Source organism: Streptomyces sp. NPDC058257 (assembly GCF_042881845.1).
GTDB lineage: Bacteria > Actinomycetota > Actinomycetes > Streptomycetales > Streptomycetaceae > Streptomyces.
In genome coordinates this window covers 67,373-84,323 of the sequence record NZ_JBHVXJ010000007.1, presented here as the reverse complement: position 1 = coordinate 84,323, position 16,951 = coordinate 67,373, and the positions used below count along the sequence as shown (strand labels likewise).

The window sequence follows — 16,951 nt, the reverse complement described above, 5'->3', positions numbered from 1 at the left end:
CTTACTCCCGGCCGCTCTGCGAGCCCATGGCCTCCGGCGTGGCTCCCGCCGGCTCGGAGGGCCCGGGCTCCACGAAGCTGTAGGGCGGCAGCGGGCCGTTGACGCGCAGTTCGACGTGCGGATGGCTCTTGCGGGCCTCCTCGACGGCGGCGAGGAACACCTCGGCCGACTCGCGCTCCACCAGGAGCGACAGATTGGCCAGCCATCCCGTGGACTCGGGGCCCACGCTGACGGCGTGCGCCGTAGGCTCCAGGATGCGGTGCAGTTCCACCGCGTCCTGGGCCTCCCGGCTCTGGAGCGCGGCCACCACCATCTCGCCGAGCTGCAGCTTCTGGTCGTAACTGCCGCCGCCCGACTGCCGGTTGGCCTCGGCGAGATCCTGGACCTCGGGGTTGTCGGCCATCACACGGTGCAGGGCGGCCTGTTCGTCGTGACTGGCCTTGACGTTGTACTCGACCTTGCCCGCCAGCGTCGTGATCCGCTCCCGGTAGTGCTCGGCGCGTTCCGCGAGCACGCTCGCGACGGCCGTGTCGTCCGGGGCGATGTTGCCGAACCGCATGGGCAGGACCGGGCCTGCCGCGCCCGCCTCGTTCAGCACGTTCTGATGGGCCAGCAGGTCGTTGCGCTTGGCGCGCAGTCCTTCGGGCGCGTCGCTGACAATGGCAGCGAGGTCGCCTTCCTTGATGACGCGCACGGGCCGCGCCGGCTTTCCCACGCCGCCCATGCCTTCGGGGAGCGAGGGGTGCGAACTCTCGGTGATGCCATAGACGTACGTGCTCATTCCTGCTCCTCCTTCCTGCGCGCGGACGTGCTCTTGCGTGCGCGCGGGCGGGGCTCCGACTGGCCCTCTTCACGGGACTGCTTGAACGCGTCGGAGATGGTCTCTGCGGCACCGGACAGCGCGCCCTTGGACTTGCCGCGCGCACCGGATTCGGTCATCTCGCCCACCAGGTCGGGGAGTCCGGGATCCCGGTGCGGTCCGGCCTCCAGGTCGAGGCGGTTGCACGCCTCGGCGAAGCGCAGATAGGTGTCGACGCTGGCGACGACCACACGCACATCGATCTTCAGGATCTCGATGCCGACGAGCGAGACACGCACGAAGGCGTCGATGACGAGCCCGCGGTCGAGTACGAGCTCCAGGACGTCGTAGAGGCCACTTGTGCCTCCCGATCCGCCCGATTGCTGTGCAGGTACGACGGTCATGCCGACCGGCCCTCCTTGTCTGGGAAGTCTGGGGAGAGAGCCGCTCCGTGGAGAGAGCCGCTCTGTGCGAAGAACTGCGGAATCCCGCGTGGAACGGGCTCTAGCGGCCGCCGGGCTTGGGCGAGTCGGCGCGCCCGCGTTCGTAGCGGCGGACGCGCCGGTAGCCAAGGAGCTCACCCTGCGGGTCGCACTCCACCTGGTAACTCGCGAGGAGACTCATCGTGTCCGGGACCCGGGTGAGTTCCAGGACCTCGATCTCCAACGTCCAGCCGGCCTCGGTCTGTTCGAAGGACGACACGGACTCGGCGGTCATTCCGGTGAGCTCGGCGAGCTGGGTGCGCGCCGTGCGCAGCACCTCCATGGGGCCCGGCCGACGGTTCGCCCTGCCGTTTTCCGCGCGGTGGGTCTTTTCGCTCTCCGCGCGGTGGCTCTTGTCGCTCTCCGCGCGTTCGGTTGAAGTCCTCGAGTTCTGCGAACTCGTCTTCCTCTTCGCTGAATCTGACGGTGTGTTCAAGTTGGCCACCTCGTCTTCACGAGTGGCCCGCAATCCGTTGGCCAAACATCCACAGCGAGATGCCGCGGCTCACTGGCCCCAGCGGTGTGGCATCTCGGGATCCACGCCCGGATCCGCCGCGTCCACGGTCGGCTGTGTCACCGGACGTTCAGGGGTCGGCGGCGACATGGGCGGAGGGGTCGCGGACGGACCGGCAGTCGACGGACCGTCCGTGGAAGGGCGGGCCGTGGAAGGGCGGGCCGCGTCGCGCAGCAGATAGGCCACGCCCCCCAGTACCACCGCGGTGATCAGCGCGGACGCCCAGCCGGGCAGGCCGAGGGCGAGAGCGAGGCCGAAGGCGAGCGCCAGCGCGGCACCCGCGTAGAGGCCGACGGCCCCGGCCCCCGCGTACAGTGCCGCCGTCCGGCGCTGCTTGCGCGTCTGCTCTCTCAGCTCGTCGCGTACGGCCTCTCGGGCGGCACGCGTCAGTTCATCGACGAGGCCCTTGTCCAGATGATCCAGATGGTCCAGATGCTCCAAGCGATTCATGGCGCCCGAGTACCCGGCCGTCCGGACGCGTAACGCCACCCCACTCGGGCCTGCGCTCGCCGTGCCGAGTGGCCCGCTCGAAGGCGTGACCGATCTGCAGGACCCGTAGATCGGCACGGTGCGGCCCGACGATCTGCAGCCCGACCGGCAGTCCGGCCGGGGTGAATCCGGCGGGCACCGAAAGCGCCGGGCTGCCGGTCGCGGACACCAGATACGCCGAGCGCATCCATTCCAGGTAGTCGGACATCGAAACCCCGTCGACATCGGCCGGGTACTCCAACTCGACGGGAAAGGGCGCCACTTGGCTGGTCGGCAGGACCAGGGCGTCGTACCGCTCGAAGAACTCCCTCACCCGGTGGAACAGTTCGCCGTGCAGCACGGTGGCCCGCTCCAAGTCGATACCGGTGAGCGTTCGTCCCTGCCGTACGTTCCGCACCAGGCTGGGCTTCATGCGGTCGGCCGCGGTCTCCACGAGCTCGCCGAGCGCCAGGTGGAACTGCCAGGCGCGGAAGGTCCGGAACACCTCGTCGGCGCCGGAGAGGTCGGGGCAGGCCTCCTCGACCGAGCACCCCAGGTCGGCGAAGACCGTGACGGCGGGCGCGAACACGTCGGTGACCTCGCGGTCGACCGGCACCGCTCCCCCCAGGTCCGGCGACCAGGCGATCCGCAGCCCCGTCAGATCCCGTTCCAGCGATCCGCCGAACGCGCTCCCCGGCGTCTCCAGGGCGATCGGCGAGCGTGGGTCGGGCCCTGCGACGACGGACAGCAGCAGGGCCGCGTCGGCGACCGAGCGCGCCATCGGCCCCTGCACGGCCATCGTCGACCACGGGGTGGTGTCCGGCCAGCTCGGCACCCGCCCCGGCGAGGGGCGCAGGCCGACCACGTTGCAGAACGACGCGGGGTTGCGCAGGGAGCCGCCCATGTCGCTGCCGTCGGCCAGCGGTTGCATGCCGCACGCGAGCGCAGCCGCCGCTCCCCCGCTGCTGCCGCCCGCCGACCGCCGAAGGTCGTACGGGTTGCGGGTGGCGCCGAAGAGCGGGTTGAAGGTGTGCGAACCGGCTGCGAACTCGGGCACGTTGGTCTTGCCGACGGTGATCGCCCCGGCGGCACGGATGCGCTCGACGATCAGTTCGTCGCGGTCCGGGACGTTGTCGGCCAGGAGCGGCGTCCCATAGGTGGTCCGTATGCCACGGGTGTCGTGGGTGTCCTTGTGCGCGATGGGCAATCCGTGCAGCGGGCCGAGCGGTTCGCCGCGCGCCGCCTGTTCGTCGGCGGCGTACGCCTCGTCGAGCGCGCGCTCCGCCGTAAGGGTCACCACGGCGTTCACGGCGCCGTTGACCTGCTCGATCCGGTCCAGATGCGCCTGGACGACCTCGCGGGCGGACAGTTCGCGGTCGCGGATCCGGGCGGCGAGTTCGCGGGCGGTCAGGTGGACGAGCTCCGCGGCATCGGGGACTCGGTGGGCTTCAGGGCTCATACGACGCTTTCGGCTCGGGGCGGTTTTCGGGGCGGTCGGCGGTCGGCGTTCGTGGCCGCGTTCTCGGCATGCGCTTTCAGCGAGCGGCTGAAACGCGGTCCGTCTGTTGACTCCGGCGGATCACTCGAACATGCCCCCCATCACGACGTTACGTACGTCCTGTACATTTTTTACAGACACCTTGGGGGCAGCCGCCCCGCCGGAGGAGAGACGTGCCATGAACCGACCGTTCGCCCGCCATGTCCTGCCCAAGTTCACCGAGCGCACCTCCACGGGGCAGCGGACCCTCGATCCCTACTCGAAGCTGCTCGATGAGCGCATCGTCTTCCTCGGGACGCCGATCGACGACACCTCCGCCAACGACGTGATGGCGCAGTTCATGCACCTCGAATACCTGGCGCCCGACCGCGACATCTCGCTCTACACCAACTCTCCCGGCGGCTCGTTCAGCGCGATGACGGCCATCTACGACACGATCCGGTTCGTCACCTGCGACGTGGAGACGACCTGCTTGGGCCAGGCCGCGTCGGCGGCGGCCGTCCTCCTTGCCGCGGGCACCCCCGGCAAGCGATGCGCGCTGCCGGGCGCCCGGATCCTCATCCATCAGCCCTCGCTCGCCGAGCCGGTCCACGGTCAGGCGACCGACTTGGCGATCCAGGCCGACGAACTCCTGCGCACCCGGGCGCAGCTGGAGAGGCTGCTCGTCCAACACACCGGCCGGAGCCCGGAGCTGGTCGCGGCCGACATCGAGCGCGACAAGATCCTCAGCGCCTCCGAAGCGGTCGAGTACGGCCTGGTGGACCGGCTCATCACGAACCGCACATCATCCCTGCGCACCCCGGACGCGAGGTGAGCCACCGGTGTTGCCTCCCGAGCTTCCTCCGCTGCCCGCACTCACCCGCGCCGAGGGCGAGTTGATCGACCGGTATCTCGAAGTGGTCGACCTGGTCGGCCGGATCAATCCCGCCCGCGCCTCGGACACCTACGGCGGGCTGCGCGCCGCTCAGGCCTTGGTGAGCAGCGCGACCGCCTTGCGGGACGCCCTGACACTCATGCACCAGCGGGGCGAGAGCGCCGTGCACGCGCCGACGCTGGCCCGAGCGCTCCGCGTGCTGGACGGGGAGCGGCGAGCCGGACGGGTCACCGTGCCGCCTTTGTCGGCGTCCTGAGCCTCCATCACCCCGGCTCCGGCGTCCGAACCGTCCGGGGCAGGACTCAAACGAACCAAACGGGCTACCTCGTTCGGCGTAGACATTGGTAGTCATTCGGGCCGTCCGCGGTTGCGTCAGATGTGTACGCGATGGCCGGAATTCCTCGTTCCGGTGCTGGTCGAACGATCGTCGGGTGCCTCGCTCCGCTCCCGAATCAGACCTTGTCCACCCGAACGGTTCAGCCGTGAGGAGCCTCACAAAACGCCGTTTCGGCTCGGAATTCGCACCCTTGACGGGTCAAGATCCCTTCCGACGACAAGCCCCCGCCACAGCGGCGGGGCGGTCCGGGCGGACGCCGAGTCCTGCCGCCACCCGGATGACCGGTCGACATCGGTGCATCGGCAGGAGTGGAGGACCCAGGCATGACGGGTCGGTCCGGAAGGTCCGGACGCCGACCCTTGGGGTGAAGCCGCACACCGCGGCCGGGCAACTTCGCCAGCCCGAATCCGACAGGTCATCCTTCACAGGCGGCTGACGAAGGGTTGCGCATGACCGCGCTGAATCATGTTCCGTCGCTGCTGACCAGGGCCGGCTCCGTATCGGCCCTCACACTCGCCGTCGTAGGCGGCACCCTCGTGGGCCCAGGGCTCACGACGGAAGCAGAGGCCGCCACTCACGGGACCAAAGCGCTCAAGATCGCCGCCTCGAAGAAAGGCTCGCCGTACCGCTACGGAGCGATGGGGCCGCACAGGTTCGACTGCTCGGGCCTGACCCTCTACTCCTTCAAGCGCGCGGGCAAGAAGCTGCCTCGCACCGCCGCACAGCAGTACAACAAGACCCGCCACGTCTCGGCGTCGAAACGCTCCCGCGGCGACCTCGTCTTCTTCCACTCCGGCCGGAACGTCTACCACGTCGGCATCTACGCCGGTAAGGGCCGGATCTGGCACGCCCCGAAGTCGAACACCGTGGTGCGCCTCGAGAAGATCTGGACGAAGAGCGTCTGGTACGGCAGGGTGCGCTGATCACGCGCCACCGAACGTCGACTGTCGGACGGCGGCGGGAGCCTCACGGCTGCCGCCGCCGCTCGGCCGCCCCCGGCCGGGTCTCCGCCCGCCCCCGCCCGGCCCTCTGATCGGCGCGTCCGCCGGGCGTGGAAGGCGTCCACGCGGATACTCGTGCGCCATGGCCGAAAACAACAGTGCTCCCACCCCGGGCAACCCCCCGCCGCGCGACGAAACGAGCTTCGAGCGCGCCGACCGCAACTTCTCCGAGATCCTCCAGGAGCTGCGCGTCACGCAGGCCGGGGTGCAGATCCTCTTCGCGTTCCTGTTGACGCTCGCCTTCACCGAGCGCTTCCCCTCGCTGGACACCGTGCAGCGCGCCACGTACGTCACCACACTGCTGCTCGCCGTCCTGTCCGCCGCGCTGTTCACCGCGCCGGCCGCCTTACACAGGTCGCTGTTCGGGCAGCACTCCAAGCCGCGGATCGTGCGGGTGTCGTCCCGCCTCGCCGGTATCGGCATGGTGGTCCTGGTGTTCGCGCTCGCCGGTTCCGTGCTCCTGGTCGTGGACGTGGCGGTGGGCCGCACCGGCGGGATCATCGCGAGCGCGGGCACGCTGGTGGTGTGCGCGGGCCTCTGGGGCCTGCTTCCCGTCCTGGTGCGCGGCGCGGGCAAGGACGACCAGGCCGCCGGCACCGGCACCGGCGGGCCGGGCGGCGTCACGCCATCAGCGCCTCGGTCAGGAGCGCCAGACCGAGGACGCTGAGCGCGACACCCGTACCGCCCTCGATCGCACGGGCCGTACGCGGCCTCCGCAGCCAGCGGCCGAGCCGGTCCACCAGGAGCGCGACGACCGGGAACCACACGAGGGCCAGGGCCACGATGATGGACGCGAGCAGCAGGGTCCTGGGCATCGCGGGGCTGCCCGCGGGGACGAACTGGGGCAGCACGCTGAGGAAGGTGATGGGCGCCTTGGGGTTGAGGGCGTTGGTGAGGAAGCCCTGTCGCAGACTGCCCCCGGCCGCCGCCTCCACCTCACCGTCCGGTGCGCCGAAGCTCTCCGGCGCACGCGCCGCCGAACGCAGCGCGCGGTAGCCGAGGTACAGCACATAGGCGCCTCCCATGATCTGCAGGGCCCTAAAGAGCGTGGGAACCGCCGCCAGGACGGCCGCGACCCCGGCCACCGCGAGCACCGTGTGCACCACGAGCCCGCCCGCGACACCGATCGCGCAGGCGACTCCGGCGCGGCGGGAGGTGAGGGCGTTGCGCACCACCACGGCGAAGTCGGCGCCCGGCATGGCGACCATGCCCGCGGCGACTCCGGTGAAGGTGACCAGTTGTGCGTCCATGGCCTCCAGGCTGCCGCCCTTCTGCCTTCAGCAGGTATGTGGAATATCCTGGGTCTGCCTTAAGCAGGCGTTTACCCCCACGCCGACGGACGGCACCACACGCCCTCACGGCGCCCGTCGGCTCCCGCACGCTCCTGAACCGGGAGACTTCCATGTACGACCCGACGCGGCTCGCCGCACTGGTGGCGGTCTCCGAGGCCGGGTCCATCACCCGCGCCGCCGAACGCCTTGGCTACACCGTGCCCGCTCTCTCCCAGCAGCTGGCCAAGCTCGAACGGGAGGCGGGCACCGCGCTCCTGGTCCGGCATCACCGCGGGGCACGCCTCACCGGCGCGGGCGAGCTCCTTCTCGCGCGGGCGCGCCGGGTCCTGGACGAGATGGAGCAGGCCCGCAACGAACTGGCCCGGCTCACGGGCCTGTCCGGCGGCAGACTGCGCGTGGGGACCTTCACCACCGCCGGGATCCATCTGATGCCGCCCGCGCTCACCGCGTTCCGCCGCGCCCATCCGGACATCGAACTGACGGTCCGGGGCTATGAACCGCCGCTCGGCGTCGCGGCCGTGGCCGCGGGCGAGGTCGACCTGGCCCTCACCCACACCTACGAGCCCGCGGACGCGCAGCCGCTGCCCGCCTCCGTGTCCGCGGAACCGGTCCTGGTCGAGGAGCTGGTCCTGGTGACCTCGCCCGGCCACGCGCTCGCGAGCGCCTCGTCACGGCTGCCGCTGAGCGAGCTGGCAGGTCAGCCGCTGATCAGCATGGCGCCGACGCATCCACCCCGGCAGGGCGTGGAGTCCGCACTCGTCCGGGCCGGGGCGACGCCCTCGGTCCTGGTCGAGACTCCGGGTTACGCGCTGGTGTGCGCCCTGGTCAGCGCCGGTCTCGGGGTCGCCGTCGTACCGGAGATGGTGGCGCGGACGGCGGTCACCCCGGTGGGAGTCAGGCCGCTTGAGCCGGGGAATCTGCGCCGTACGATCTCGGTCGTCCACCGCTCCGACGAGTCACATCCCGCGGCGGACACCTTCCGGGCGCTGCTCCGGGGGGCCTTCGGACGCTCGGCGGGGTGAGGGCGAAACGCTCAGCGGGGTGAGCGCGAGCGCGAAGCCGAGGGAGCCGCTGTCGTGTCACCGCGGATCGTCGCGGTCCACGGCAGCGCGATCCAGACCGTCTTGCCGCCCTCGGGGGTGGGCGTGACCGACAGCCTGCCGCCGCACTCCATGGCCAGCCAGCGGATGATCACCAAGCCGCGGCCGTTGTCCTGCTGGACCGCGGCGGGCAGCCGCTTGGGGTAGCGGGGGTGGCTGTCGGTGACGCCGATGCGCAGCTGCTCCTCCCGGTCGAGCTCCATCTCCACCGTGAAGGTGGGCGACTGGCCCCGGGTGTGCTGGACGGCGTTCGTGGCGAGTTCGGAGACGATGAGCCGGACTGTGTCGGCCACCTCCGTGTCGTCCGGGAGGCCCCACTCGGTGAGGACGGTCAAGACGTACTTCCGGGCCGCGGAGACCGAGGCAGGATCGCTCGGCAGGGTGACGGATGCTTCCTGAAGGTCTGCCATGGCGACGCTGTCCCTTTCCCACCGGGGCTCGGCTCCGACTCGTAACGGAAGGCACGAGGACAGTCCCGGAATGGTGCTTTGCGCCAGCCTGCCACTCTCGGGGCGCTCACAGGTGGCCATCCAGCAAGATGTGCATATATCTGTCGCTCGAAGCGGTGAACTCTGCTACGGAAGACCGTATTTGGGCGCGAGGACGACGCTTCCTCTACTGTCGCCGGTGAAAGGCCTGAGGAGTCCGGGAAAGAGGCTCCGTCGGGAAGGAGACGGACATGCGGTACGGCCCCGCGGTGCGCCGCCGGAAACTCGGTGCCGAGCTCCGTGCGCTGCGCACGCACGCCGGACTCACCAGCGGCCAGGCGGCGGACCGGGTCGGCTGGCATCAGTCGAAGGTCAGCCGGATCGAGACGGGGCGTAGCGGTGCCAAGGCGACCGACGTACGCCTGCTGCTCGAGGCGTACGAGGTGAAGGACCCGCACCTGCGCCAGTTGCTGGTCGCGCTCGCGGGCCCGGAGGACGAGGGCGGGCGCCGCCACTGGTGGCATGCCTACCGCGAGCTGCTGCCGCCCGCCTACCGCGACTTCATCAGCCTGGAGTCACAGGCCTGCCGGGTCCGCACTCTGGAGACCACCGTCGTGCCGGGCCTGCTGCAGACCCCGGACTACGCGCGTGCGGTGACGCGGGCAGCGCTCGGCGGAAGGCCGGACGAGCTGGTGGACGCGCTGGTCGAGGTGCGTCTGGCCCGTCAGGACGTGCTGCGCGCGGCTCCTCCGCTGCACCTGAGCGTGGTCCTGGACGAGGCGGTGCTCCACAGGCCGGTGGGCGGCAGTCAGGTCCTCGCGGGTCAGTTGAAACGGTTACTGGAGGCCTCACAACTGCCCCACGTGCGGATTCAGGTGCTGCCGTTCGCCGCCGGGGAGCACATCGGCCTTATCGGCTCTTTCGTTATCTTCTCCTTTCCGAACATTGCTGATCTGGATGTGGTTGTTCTCGACCACTTGACGAGTAGCCTCTACCTCGAACGGAGAGAGGACCTCCAGGCGTACACGGATGCCTTCAACTCCCTTCGAAGACAGGCACTTTCACCCGAGGAATCAACGGATCACATCGCCGGGATACGTGACGGCGCGTAAGGGGGCACCATGACTGCACTGCCTCGGCACGTACCTTCAAGCACGTCTCTGCACGACGCACGGTGGTATCGCAGCAGCCGCAGCAACGGCATGAACAACTGCGTGGAAACAGCTCCGCTCGCTTCGGGGCCGAAGCGGGGGCTGCTCGCCGTGCGCGATTCGAAGAACACGGCAGGGCCCGCCCTGCTTTTCTCGCCCGCCACCTGGGAGGCCTTCGTCCACGGCCTCCGGTGACTATCGCGGTGCGGTGCGGCTGATCACTCGGACGGCATCGGCGATCTGCGCGCCGGTGAGATCCGCCCGTGCGGTCAGCCGCAGCCGCGAGATGCCGTCGGGCACCGACGGCGGACGGAAGCAGCCCACGGCGAGGCCCGCGCCCCGGCAGTCGGCGGCCCACCGCACGGCCGTTTCTGGCGACGGCGCGCGCACGGAGACGACGGCGGCGTCGGGCCGGACCGCCAAGAGGCCTTCCGCCGTGAGGCGTTCATACAGTTCGGCCGCGACCTCGCGAGCACGTGCGGCGCGCCCGGGCTCCCCGCGCAGCAGGCGCAGAGCAGCGAGAGCCGCACCCACGGCGGCCGGGGCGAGTCCCGTGTCGAAGATGAAGGTGCGGGCCGCGTTGACCAGGTGGTCGATGACCTTGGCGGGGCCGAGGACCGCGCCGCCCTGGCTGCCGAGGGACTTCGACAGGGTGACCGTGGCCACCGTGCGGGCGTTGCCCGCGAGCCCGGCCGCCTGCGGGGCACCCCGCCCGCCGTCGCCGAGCACCCCGAGCCCGTGGGCGTCGTCGACGATGAGACCGGCACCGAACTCCGCACAAACGGAATCCAGTTCGGTCAGTGAAGCCGCGTCACCGTCGACCGAGAAGACCGTGTCCGACACGACGACCGCGGGACCCGCGTGCCCGTCGAGCGTCTTGCGCACCGCTGCGGGATCGGTGTGCGGCACCACCTGCGTCGTACCGCGCGCGAGGCGGCAGCCGTCGATCAGCGAGGCGTGGTTGCCCGCGTCCGAGACGATCAGCGAACCGTGCGGAGCGAGGGCGGTGACCGCGGCGAGGTTCGCCGCGTATCCGGAGGAGAGGACGAGGGCCGCCTCGAAGCCGCAGAACCCGGCGAGTTCACGCTCGAGTTCCGCGTGCAGCTCGGTGCTGCCCGTCACCAGGCGGGAGCCGGTCGCTCCGCCGCCCCAGCGCCTGGCCGCGGCCGCGGCGCCCTCCGTGATCACGGGGTGTCTGGCGAGGCCCAGATAGTCGTTGCTCGCCAGGTCGAGGAGGCCGCCGGCGTCGGCGGGGCGGGGGCGCAGGGTGCGGACGAGTCCGGCCCTGGCGCGCAGGCTCGCCTGCTCGTCGATCCAGTCGAACGGCGAGCTCGCCATGGCGGTTCCTCCGGGTCGTCATCACTGGCCGATTTGTAGACAGTGCACAGACCCTAGCCGTCCGACCACCGGGCCAGGATGTGGCAATACCCACACCTCTCAGCGTTTCTGTTGTGCGAAGTCTCCTTGGAAAGGGAGGCTCTCGTACGTAAGGATCAGCGCCATGGATCTGCTGAACACGCTGGTGGACAAGGGGCTTCGGCGCGAGCTGCCGACCCGCGAAGAGGCGCTGGCCGTGCTGGCCACCTCCGACGACGAGCTTCTCGACGTGGTGGCCGCCGCCGGGAAGGTGCGGCGGCAGTGGTTCGGGCGGCGGGTGAAACTCAACTATCTGGTCAATCTCAAGTCAGGCCTCTGCCCGGAGGACTGCTCGTACTGTTCGCAGCGCCTCGGCTCGACGGCGGGCATCCTCAAGTACACCTGGCTGAAGCCCGACGAGGCCTCGCAGTCCGCGGCGGCCGGGGTCGCGGGCGGCGCCAAGCGCGTCTGCCTGGTCGCGAGCGGCCGCGGACCGACCGACCGTGACGTCGACCGGGTCTCGCGGACCATCGAGGCGATCAAGGAGCAGAACGAGGGCGTCGAGGTGTGCGCGTGCCTCGGGCTGCTCTCCGCGGGCCAGGCGGACAAACTACGCACGGCGGGCGCGGACGCGTACAACCACAATCTCAATACGTCCGAGGCGACGTACGGCGAGATCACCACGACCCACACGTACGCCGACCGCGTAGACACCGTGCAGCAGGCGCAGGCCGCGGGCCTCTCCGCCTGTTCGGGGCTGATCGCGGGCATGGGTGAGACGGATGAGGACCTGGTGGACGTGGTCTACGCGCTGCGCGGCCTCGACCCCGATTCCGTGCCGGTCAACTTCCTGATCCCCTTCGAGGGCACCCCGCTGGCCAAGGAGTGGAACCTCACGCCGCAGCGCTGCCTGCGCATCCTGGCGATGGTCCGCTTCGTCTGCCCCGACGTGGAGGTGCGCATCGCGGGTGGCCGCGAGGTGCATCTGCGCACGATGCAGCCCCTGGCCCTGCACCTCGCCAACTCGATCTTCCTTGGCGACTATCTGACCAGTGAGGGCCAGGCGGGCAGGACCGACCTGGAGATGATCGCGGACGCCGGTTTCGAGGTCGAGGGCGCGGGCACGGTGACGCTGCCCGAGCACCGCGCGGACGCGATCGCGGCGGCGGGATGCGGGTCGCACGGGGACGGCGGGGGCGGCGGGGGCGGCTGCGGGCCGTGCGGCTCGTCCGAAGCGGCGCCCGCGCCCACTGACGCCACGGAGACCGGGGCGCGCACGGATCTGGTGGCGGTACGCCGACGGGGCGCGGGAACGGATCTGGCGCCCAATGCCTGACCCTTCCGGCCTCTCCGTGCCCGAACTGCTCGACCTGGACCGACGCCACGTGTGGCATCCGTACGGCCCCATGCCCGGCCGCCAGGAGCCCCTGGTCGTCGAGTCGGCGAGCGGCGTACGGCTCCGTCTCGCGGGCGGCGGGGGTGAGTTGGTCGACGGCATGTCGTCCTGGTGGTCGGCGATCCACGGCTACAACCACCCCGTGCTCAACGACGCGGCGCGCGGTCAGCTGGACCGGATGAGTCATGTCATGTTCGGCGGGCTCACCCATGAGCCCGCCGTGCGCCTCGCGAAGCACCTTGTCGACATATCTCCGGACGGCCTCGAGCATGTCTTCCTCGCGGACTCCGGTTCGGTGTCGGTCGAGGTCGCGATCAAGATGTGCCTGCAGCACTGGCGTTCCCTGGGCCGCCCGGCCAAGCGGCGGATGCTGACCTGGCGCGGCGGCTACCACGGGGACACCTGGCAGCCCATGTCGGTGTGCGACCCCGAGGGCGGCATGCACGAGCTGTGGCAGGGGGCGCTGCCCCAGCAGGTGTTCGCGGACATGCCGCCCGCGGGGTACGAGGCGTACGACGACGCGTACGCCGACCACCTGCGCGAGGTGATCGGACGCCACGCCGACGAGCTCGCCGCGGTGATCGTGGAGCCCGTGGTGCAGGGCGCGGGCGGTATGCGGTTCCACTCCCCCGCTTATCTGCGGGTGTTGCGGGAGGCCTGCGACGAGCACGACGTGCTGCTCGTGTTCGACGAGATCGCCACGGGGTTCGGCCGCACGGGCGCGCTGTTCGCCGCGGACCACGCGGGGGTCACGCCCGATGTGATGTGCCTGGGCAAGGCGCTGACCGGCGGCTATCTGACGCTGGCGGCCACGCTGTGCACGCCTCGGGTCGCGGACGGCATCTCTCGGGGTGAGGTGCCTGTGCTGGCCCACGGGCCGACGTTCATGGGCAATCCGCTCGCCGCCGCGGTGGCCTGCGCCTCGATCGAGCTGCTGCTCGGGCAGGACTGGCGGACCGAGGTCAAGCGCATCGAGGCGGGCCTGCGCGGCTCGCTGGCCGAGGCTGCCGGACTGCCGGGCGTACGGGACGTACGCGTGCTCGGCGCGATCGGCGTCGTGCAGCTTGACCACGACGTGGACATGGCGGCGGCCACGCGCGCCGCGACGCGCGAGGGGGTGTGGGTGCGGCCGTTCCGCGACCTCATCTACACGATGCCGCCGTTCGTCACGAGCGACGACGACGTGGCACGCATCGGGCGCGCGGTGTGCGCGGCGGCGAGGGAGGGCTGAGCAGACATGACAGTCATCGTGGTGTCCGGGACCGGCACCGAGATCGGCAAGACGGTCACGACGGCCGCCGTCGCCGCCCTCGCGCTCGCCGCGGGGCACAGTGTCGCGGTGCTCAAGCCCGCGCAGACGGGGGTGGTGCCAGGCGAGCCGGGCGACGCGGAAGAGGTGACGCGTCTCGCGGGGGACGGGATCACCACCCTCGAACTCGCCCGCTTTCCCGAGCCGCTCGCGCCGAACACCGCCGCGCGGCGGGCAGGCATGGCGCCGGTCCGGCCTTACGAAGTGGCCGAGGCGGCGCAGAAGTTGGCGGCCGGGCATGACCTGGTCCTGGTCGAGGGCGCGGGCGGCCTGCTCGTGCGCTACGACGACGAGGGCGCCACCCTCGCCGACGCCGCACGCCTCCTCACGGCCCCGGTCCTGGTGGTCACGCCGGCGGGCCTCGGCACCCTGAACACGACGGCGCTCACCGCGGAGGCGCTGCGGGCCCGCGGCCTGGAGCCGCTGGGGGTGACGATCGGCAGCTGGCCCACCGCACCGGATCTGGCCGCACGCTGCAACCTCGCGGACCTGCCCCAGGCCGCTGGCGCACCGCTTCTCGGCGCGGTGCCGCAGGGCGCGGGCGCACTCGCGCCGGGCGACTTCCGCACCCGAGCCGGGGCCTGGCTGGGACCGGAGCTGGGGGGCGCCTGGGACGCTGCGGCTTTCACGGCACGGGAGACCGCGGGGGCTCGGGAAACTCCGGGGCTCTGAGGACACCGGAGCACTGAGCCCGCCGGAGCGACACCGGCGGGCTCCGCTGCCGCTCCTCCAGGGGGCCTCCCGCAGTTCCCGTGCGGCTGACTCCTCATAGGGGCCTCCCGCATTTCCTGTGCGGCTCCCCGCAGATCCCGTGCGGCTCCCCGCAGATCCCGTGCGGCTCCCCGCGGGTCCGTGCGGCTCCCCCGCGGTCCTTGGCCCCGCTCCCCGCAGCCCCCGCGCAGTTCCCCGCAGCCTTCGTGCGGCCCCGGCGCGGCGAACCTCAGCGCTCCCCCGTCGCACCACCGCCCGACACGCCGCGCACCGGCACCTCCGGCACTCCCGGGAAGGCCCCGGAGCGGTCGACTCACGCGCGTCCGTGTGGGGGAAAGCGGCGCTGCCTGGGCACCATTGCGGTATCCGCTCGCCCCGTCGAGGAGGGCCCATGTCACCTCGTTCCGCCAAAGCCGCGTCCCGGGACACCGTGCACCACCCCGTCTTCGCCCGCTTCTACGCCCGCCAGAGCGTGGCCGCCGAGCGGGTGATCGCCGCGTACCGCAAGGAGCTTCTCTCCGGTCTCTCCGGTCGTGTGATCGAGGTCGGCGCGGGGAACGGTCTGAACTTCGCGCACTATCCGTCGGCGGTGTCCGAGGTCGTGGCCATCGAACCCGAGCGCACCCTGCGGCACCTGGCCGCGTCCACGGCCGTACGGGTCGACGTACCGGTCGACGTCGTGCCCGGCGTCGCCGAGGCACTGCCCGTCAAGAGCGAGGCCTTCGACGGCGCCGTGACGTCACTGGTGCTGTGCAGCGTGCGCGACGTGCCCCGCGCCCTCGGAGAGCTTCGGCGCGTCCTGCGCCCCGGCGGCGAACTGCGGTTCTTCGAGCACGGCGTGGCTCCGGGTGCGGCGATGGCGACCGCGCAGCGCGCCTTGGACCGCACGGTCTGGCCCCTGCTCTTCGGCGGCTGTCACGTCGCCCGCGACACGGTGGGCGCCCTGCGCGCCGCTGGATTCGAAATCGGCCCGTACCGAAGGCTGTTGGTGCCCCCTAAAGGCCCGCGGCTGCCCTCTTCGTACTGTGTGCTCGGTACGGCCCGGCGGCCCGAGAACGACTGACTCCCCCGTACCCACGGGCGCCCGGCGCCAGGCGTCAGATCGCCTGCGTGAGGTTGACCGCGTTGCCGTCCGGATCCTTGATGTGCGCGACACGCTGCCCCCACGGCATGTCGTTGGCAGGACCGAGCGCCTCGCCGCCGAGTGCGTCCACCCGCTTGAGGAGGTCGTCCACCGCCTCCACCGCCACGCTCAGCACAATGCGCTGCGGCGTGCCGAGCGGCACGCTCGCGTCCGAGACGACGCCGAGCTGCGAGTCGCCGATGCGCAGGTCCACGAAGAAGGCGGGCCCCTCCTCCGGACTCCTCGACACCTCCCGCGCCCCGAACAACTCCTGGTAGAACCGCAACAGGCGGTCGAGCTCCGGGGTGATGATCATCGGCTGGATGGCGGCAGGCATGGACGTCCTCCTGGGGTGCGGCTCTCTCACCCCGAACCTATCCTCGCCGCATGATCAGTTGTGGGTGAACTGACCTCAGGGGGCCAGGAGTTCACCCACCCGGGCACCGGCTGGGAGTTCACCCACCCCGGCACCGGCTCCGGGTGACGGTCAAAGACTCCATCTCCGCAGCTCCTCCGCGATGGTGTGCACGCTCGCCCCGTCCTCCTTCACGAGCCGGGCCAGTTCCCGCACCTGCTCGGGCGAGGTGACGACCTTCATGCCGCTGGCGACCAGATAGGCGTAGGCGACGGACGAGGCGAAGAGGGCGTTGGAGCGTTCCAGGGCGGGGATGTGCAGGAGTACCTGGAGCAGGGCGGCGGCGCGGTCGTGGGGACTTTCGTAGACGGGCACGCCGAAAATCTCCGCCTCGTGCCGACTGACGGCGGCCACCAGGGCACCCCAGTCGGTGACCTGCGGGTCTCCGGGCGTCTTGTGTTCGGCGATCATCAACAGCCAGGCAAGATCGATTCTGAGGTTCAAAGGCTCAACGACGACCCTCGCGCTCGGGACCGAACTCTTCGGCGAAGACGGATTCGTACTGCTTCATAAAGTCGGCGGCGGCCTCGACGAAGGTGTGCCCGATCTCGCCGGCGTCCTGTTTGACCAGTTCCTCGATGTAGCGGTTCACGCTCATCCCGCGGGCGAGCGCGCGCTCACGAGCGGCCCGGGCGGTGCCTTCGTCCACCCGCACGTTCAGCTGAGTCTTCGCCATGCTGTCAAGCTAGCGCCGCAG

The 16,951-nt window shown here is 70.8% G+C and carries 22 protein-coding genes and 1 riboswitch; of the genes, 11 read left to right on the top strand and 11 right to left on the bottom strand.

Features of this window, described 5'->3' with window-relative positions; genetic code table 11:
• Position 1 precedes the first annotated feature (1 nt).
• The 5 genes from ACFVXC_RS18935 to ACFVXC_RS18915 form a co-directional block, all read right to left on the bottom strand.
• Positions 2-781 carry a GvpL/GvpF family gas vesicle protein gene (locus ACFVXC_RS18935; protein ID WP_389906560.1) on the bottom strand — a complete coding sequence of 260 codons (780 nt, stop codon included), beginning with the start codon at positions 779-781 and terminating at the stop codon, positions 2-4.
• Positions 778-1,203 carry a gas vesicle structural protein GvpA gene (locus tag ACFVXC_RS18930; protein ID WP_389906559.1) on the bottom strand — a complete coding sequence of 142 codons (426 nt, stop codon included), beginning with the start codon at positions 1,201-1,203 and terminating at the stop codon, positions 778-780. Before ACFVXC_RS18930 ends, ACFVXC_RS18935 begins: the two co-directional genes overlap by 4 nt.
• 100 nt (positions 1,204-1,303) lie before the next feature.
• Positions 1,304-1,726, bottom strand: a complete 423-nt coding sequence (locus tag ACFVXC_RS18925; RefSeq protein ID WP_389906558.1) for a gas vesicle protein — start codon at positions 1,724-1,726, stop codon at positions 1,304-1,306.
• 60 nt (positions 1,727-1,786) lie between these two features.
• Positions 1,787-2,236 (bottom strand): phage holin family protein, encoded by a 450-nt coding sequence (locus ACFVXC_RS18920; RefSeq protein WP_389906915.1) that lies wholly within the window; start codon positions 2,234-2,236, stop codon positions 1,787-1,789.
• On the bottom strand, positions 2,187-3,722 hold the full coding sequence (locus tag ACFVXC_RS18915) for an amidase (protein WP_389906557.1): 1,536 nt from the start codon (positions 3,720-3,722) through the stop codon (positions 2,187-2,189). Before ACFVXC_RS18915 ends, ACFVXC_RS18920 begins: the two co-directional genes overlap by 50 nt.
• Positions 3,723-3,939: 217 nt before the next feature.
• On the opposite strand from ACFVXC_RS18915, the gene ACFVXC_RS18910 reads away from it, so the two are divergent.
• The 4 genes from ACFVXC_RS18910 (at position 3,940) to ACFVXC_RS18895 (ending at position 6,640) form a co-directional block, all read left to right on the top strand.
• Positions 3,940-4,575 carry an ATP-dependent Clp protease proteolytic subunit gene (locus ACFVXC_RS18910; RefSeq protein ID WP_389906556.1) on the top strand — a complete coding sequence of 212 codons (636 nt, stop codon included), beginning with the start codon at positions 3,940-3,942 and terminating at the stop codon, positions 4,573-4,575.
• A 7-nt stretch (positions 4,576-4,582) separates the two neighbouring features.
• On the top strand, positions 4,583-4,891 hold the full coding sequence (locus tag ACFVXC_RS18905; RefSeq protein WP_389906555.1) for a hypothetical protein: 309 nt from the start codon (positions 4,583-4,585) through the stop codon (positions 4,889-4,891).
• Positions 4,892-5,245: 354 nt separating this feature from the next.
• A riboswitch (cyclic di-AMP (ydaO/yuaA leader) is annotated at positions 5,246-5,418 on the top strand.
• Between the two features lie 3 nt (positions 5,419-5,421).
• Positions 5,422-5,895 (top strand): C40 family peptidase, encoded by a 474-nt coding sequence (locus ACFVXC_RS18900; RefSeq protein ID WP_389906554.1) that lies wholly within the window; start codon positions 5,422-5,424, stop codon positions 5,893-5,895.
• A gap of 160 nt (positions 5,896-6,055) precedes the next feature.
• Complete coding sequence (locus ACFVXC_RS18895) at positions 6,056-6,640, top strand: DUF6328 family protein (RefSeq protein ID WP_389906553.1); 585 nt, start codon at positions 6,056-6,058, stop codon at positions 6,638-6,640.
• On the opposite strand, the gene ACFVXC_RS18890 is transcribed toward ACFVXC_RS18895, so the two are convergent.
• Positions 6,594-7,223, bottom strand: coding sequence for a LysE family translocator (locus ACFVXC_RS18890; protein WP_389906552.1), 630 nt, complete (start codon positions 7,221-7,223; stop codon positions 6,594-6,596). The two genes, ACFVXC_RS18895 and ACFVXC_RS18890, sit on opposite strands and share 47 nt — an antisense overlap.
• A 152-nt stretch (positions 7,224-7,375) precedes the next feature.
• Here ACFVXC_RS18890 and ACFVXC_RS18885 point away from each other — a divergent pair, with 152 nt between their 5' ends.
• Positions 7,376-8,287: a LysR family transcriptional regulator gene (locus ACFVXC_RS18885; RefSeq protein ID WP_389906551.1), complete on the top strand. Its 912-nt coding sequence runs from the start codon at positions 7,376-7,378 to the stop codon at positions 8,285-8,287.
• 11 nt (positions 8,288-8,298) lie between these two features.
• Here ACFVXC_RS18885 and ACFVXC_RS18880 read toward each other — a convergent pair whose 3' ends face one another.
• The gene (locus tag ACFVXC_RS18880; protein ID WP_389906550.1) at positions 8,299-8,775 is read right to left on the bottom strand and encodes an ATP-binding protein; all 477 of its coding nucleotides are present in this window, start codon (positions 8,773-8,775) and stop codon (positions 8,299-8,301) included.
• Positions 8,776-9,044: 269 nt separating this feature from the next.
• On the opposite strand from ACFVXC_RS18880, the gene ACFVXC_RS18875 reads away from it, so the two are divergent.
• Positions 9,045-9,905, top strand: a complete 861-nt coding sequence (locus ACFVXC_RS18875; protein WP_389906549.1) for a helix-turn-helix domain-containing protein — start codon at positions 9,045-9,047, stop codon at positions 9,903-9,905.
• Between the two features lie 9 nt (positions 9,906-9,914).
• On the top strand, positions 9,915-10,139 hold the full coding sequence (locus tag ACFVXC_RS18870; protein WP_389906548.1) for a DUF397 domain-containing protein: 225 nt from the start codon (positions 9,915-9,917) through the stop codon (positions 10,137-10,139).
• On the opposite strand, the gene ACFVXC_RS18865 is transcribed toward ACFVXC_RS18870, so the two are convergent.
• Positions 10,140-11,282 (bottom strand): 8-amino-7-oxononanoate synthase, encoded by a 1,143-nt coding sequence (locus tag ACFVXC_RS18865; protein WP_389906547.1) that lies wholly within the window; start codon positions 11,280-11,282, stop codon positions 10,140-10,142.
• 163 nt (positions 11,283-11,445) lie between these two features.
• Here ACFVXC_RS18865 and bioB point away from each other — a divergent pair, with 163 nt between their 5' ends.
• The 4 genes from bioB (at position 11,446) to ACFVXC_RS18845 (ending at position 15,779) form a co-directional block, all read left to right on the top strand.
• Positions 11,446-12,636, top strand: coding sequence for a biotin synthase BioB (gene bioB, locus ACFVXC_RS18860; RefSeq protein ID WP_389906546.1), 1,191 nt, complete (start codon positions 11,446-11,448; stop codon positions 12,634-12,636).
• Positions 12,629-13,927 carry an adenosylmethionine--8-amino-7-oxononanoate transaminase gene (locus tag ACFVXC_RS18855; RefSeq protein ID WP_389906545.1) on the top strand — a complete coding sequence of 433 codons (1,299 nt, stop codon included), beginning with the start codon at positions 12,629-12,631 and terminating at the stop codon, positions 13,925-13,927. The genes bioB and ACFVXC_RS18855 overlap by 8 nt, the downstream gene beginning before the upstream one ends.
• A 6-nt stretch (positions 13,928-13,933) precedes the next feature.
• Complete coding sequence (bioD, locus tag ACFVXC_RS18850) at positions 13,934-14,677, top strand: dethiobiotin synthase (RefSeq protein WP_389906544.1); 744 nt, start codon at positions 13,934-13,936, stop codon at positions 14,675-14,677.
• Positions 14,678-15,107: 430 nt separating this feature from the next.
• Positions 15,108-15,779, top strand: a complete 672-nt coding sequence (locus tag ACFVXC_RS18845; RefSeq protein WP_389906543.1) for a class I SAM-dependent methyltransferase — start codon at positions 15,108-15,110, stop codon at positions 15,777-15,779.
• Positions 15,780-15,813: 34 nt separating this feature from the next.
• Here the strand turns inward: ACFVXC_RS18845 and ACFVXC_RS18840 are convergent, their stop codons facing one another.
• The 3 genes from ACFVXC_RS18840 to ACFVXC_RS18830 all read right to left on the bottom strand — a co-directional run bounded on the left by ACFVXC_RS18840 (position 15,814) and on the right by ACFVXC_RS18830 (position 16,930).
• Positions 15,814-16,176 (bottom strand): VOC family protein, encoded by a 363-nt coding sequence (locus tag ACFVXC_RS18840; protein WP_389906542.1) that lies wholly within the window; start codon positions 16,174-16,176, stop codon positions 15,814-15,816.
• A 150-nt stretch (positions 16,177-16,326) separates the two neighbouring features.
• Complete coding sequence (locus ACFVXC_RS18835) at positions 16,327-16,698, bottom strand: fic family toxin-antitoxin system, toxin component (RefSeq protein ID WP_389906541.1); 372 nt, start codon at positions 16,696-16,698, stop codon at positions 16,327-16,329.
• Between the two features lie 4 nt (positions 16,699-16,702).
• Entirely contained in the window at positions 16,703-16,930 is a 228-nt protein-coding gene (locus ACFVXC_RS18830; protein ID WP_383272256.1) for an antitoxin, read from the bottom strand.
• Between the last annotated feature and the right edge of the window lie 21 nt (positions 16,931-16,951).

Bases quoted from the DNA above. Each gene is read 5' to 3' on its own strand.
- ACFVXC_RS18935 (WP_389906560.1), bottom strand. From the start codon at position 781: ATGAGCACGTACGTCTATGGCATCACCGAGAGTTCGCACCCCTCGCTC.
- ACFVXC_RS18930 (WP_389906559.1), bottom strand. From the start codon at position 1,203: ATGACCGTCGTACCTGCACAGCAATCGGGCGGATCGGGAGGCACAAGT.
- ACFVXC_RS18915 (WP_389906557.1), bottom strand. From the start codon at position 3,722: ATGAGCCCTGAAGCCCACCGAGTCCCCGATGCCGCGGAGCTCGTCCAC.
- ACFVXC_RS18910 (WP_389906556.1), top strand. From the start codon at position 3,940: ATGAACCGACCGTTCGCCCGCCATGTCCTGCCCAAGTTCACCGAGCGC.
- ACFVXC_RS18900 (WP_389906554.1), top strand. From the start codon at position 5,422: ATGACCGCGCTGAATCATGTTCCGTCGCTGCTGACCAGGGCCGGCTCC.
- ACFVXC_RS18895 (WP_389906553.1), top strand. From the start codon at position 6,056: ATGGCCGAAAACAACAGTGCTCCCACCCCGGGCAACCCCCCGCCGCGC.
- ACFVXC_RS18890 (WP_389906552.1), bottom strand. From the start codon at position 7,223: ATGGACGCACAACTGGTCACCTTCACCGGAGTCGCCGCGGGCATGGTC.
- ACFVXC_RS18885 (WP_389906551.1), top strand. From the start codon at position 7,376: ATGTACGACCCGACGCGGCTCGCCGCACTGGTGGCGGTCTCCGAGGCC.
- ACFVXC_RS18880 (WP_389906550.1), bottom strand. From the start codon at position 8,775: ATGGCAGACCTTCAGGAAGCATCCGTCACCCTGCCGAGCGATCCTGCC.
- ACFVXC_RS18875 (WP_389906549.1), top strand. From the start codon at position 9,045: ATGCGGTACGGCCCCGCGGTGCGCCGCCGGAAACTCGGTGCCGAGCTC.
- ACFVXC_RS18870 (WP_389906548.1), top strand. From the start codon at position 9,915: ATGACTGCACTGCCTCGGCACGTACCTTCAAGCACGTCTCTGCACGAC.
- ACFVXC_RS18865 (WP_389906547.1), bottom strand. From the start codon at position 11,282: ATGGCGAGCTCGCCGTTCGACTGGATCGACGAGCAGGCGAGCCTGCGC.
- bioB (WP_389906546.1), top strand. From the start codon at position 11,446: ATGGATCTGCTGAACACGCTGGTGGACAAGGGGCTTCGGCGCGAGCTG.
- ACFVXC_RS18855 (WP_389906545.1), top strand. From the start codon at position 12,629: ATGCCTGACCCTTCCGGCCTCTCCGTGCCCGAACTGCTCGACCTGGAC.
- bioD (WP_389906544.1), top strand. From the start codon at position 13,934: ATGACAGTCATCGTGGTGTCCGGGACCGGCACCGAGATCGGCAAGACG.
- ACFVXC_RS18845 (WP_389906543.1), top strand. From the start codon at position 15,108: ATGTCACCTCGTTCCGCCAAAGCCGCGTCCCGGGACACCGTGCACCAC.
- ACFVXC_RS18840 (WP_389906542.1), bottom strand. From the start codon at position 16,176: ATGCCTGCCGCCATCCAGCCGATGATCATCACCCCGGAGCTCGACCGC.
- ACFVXC_RS18830 (WP_383272256.1), bottom strand. From the start codon at position 16,930: ATGGCGAAGACTCAGCTGAACGTGCGGGTGGACGAAGGCACCGCCCGG.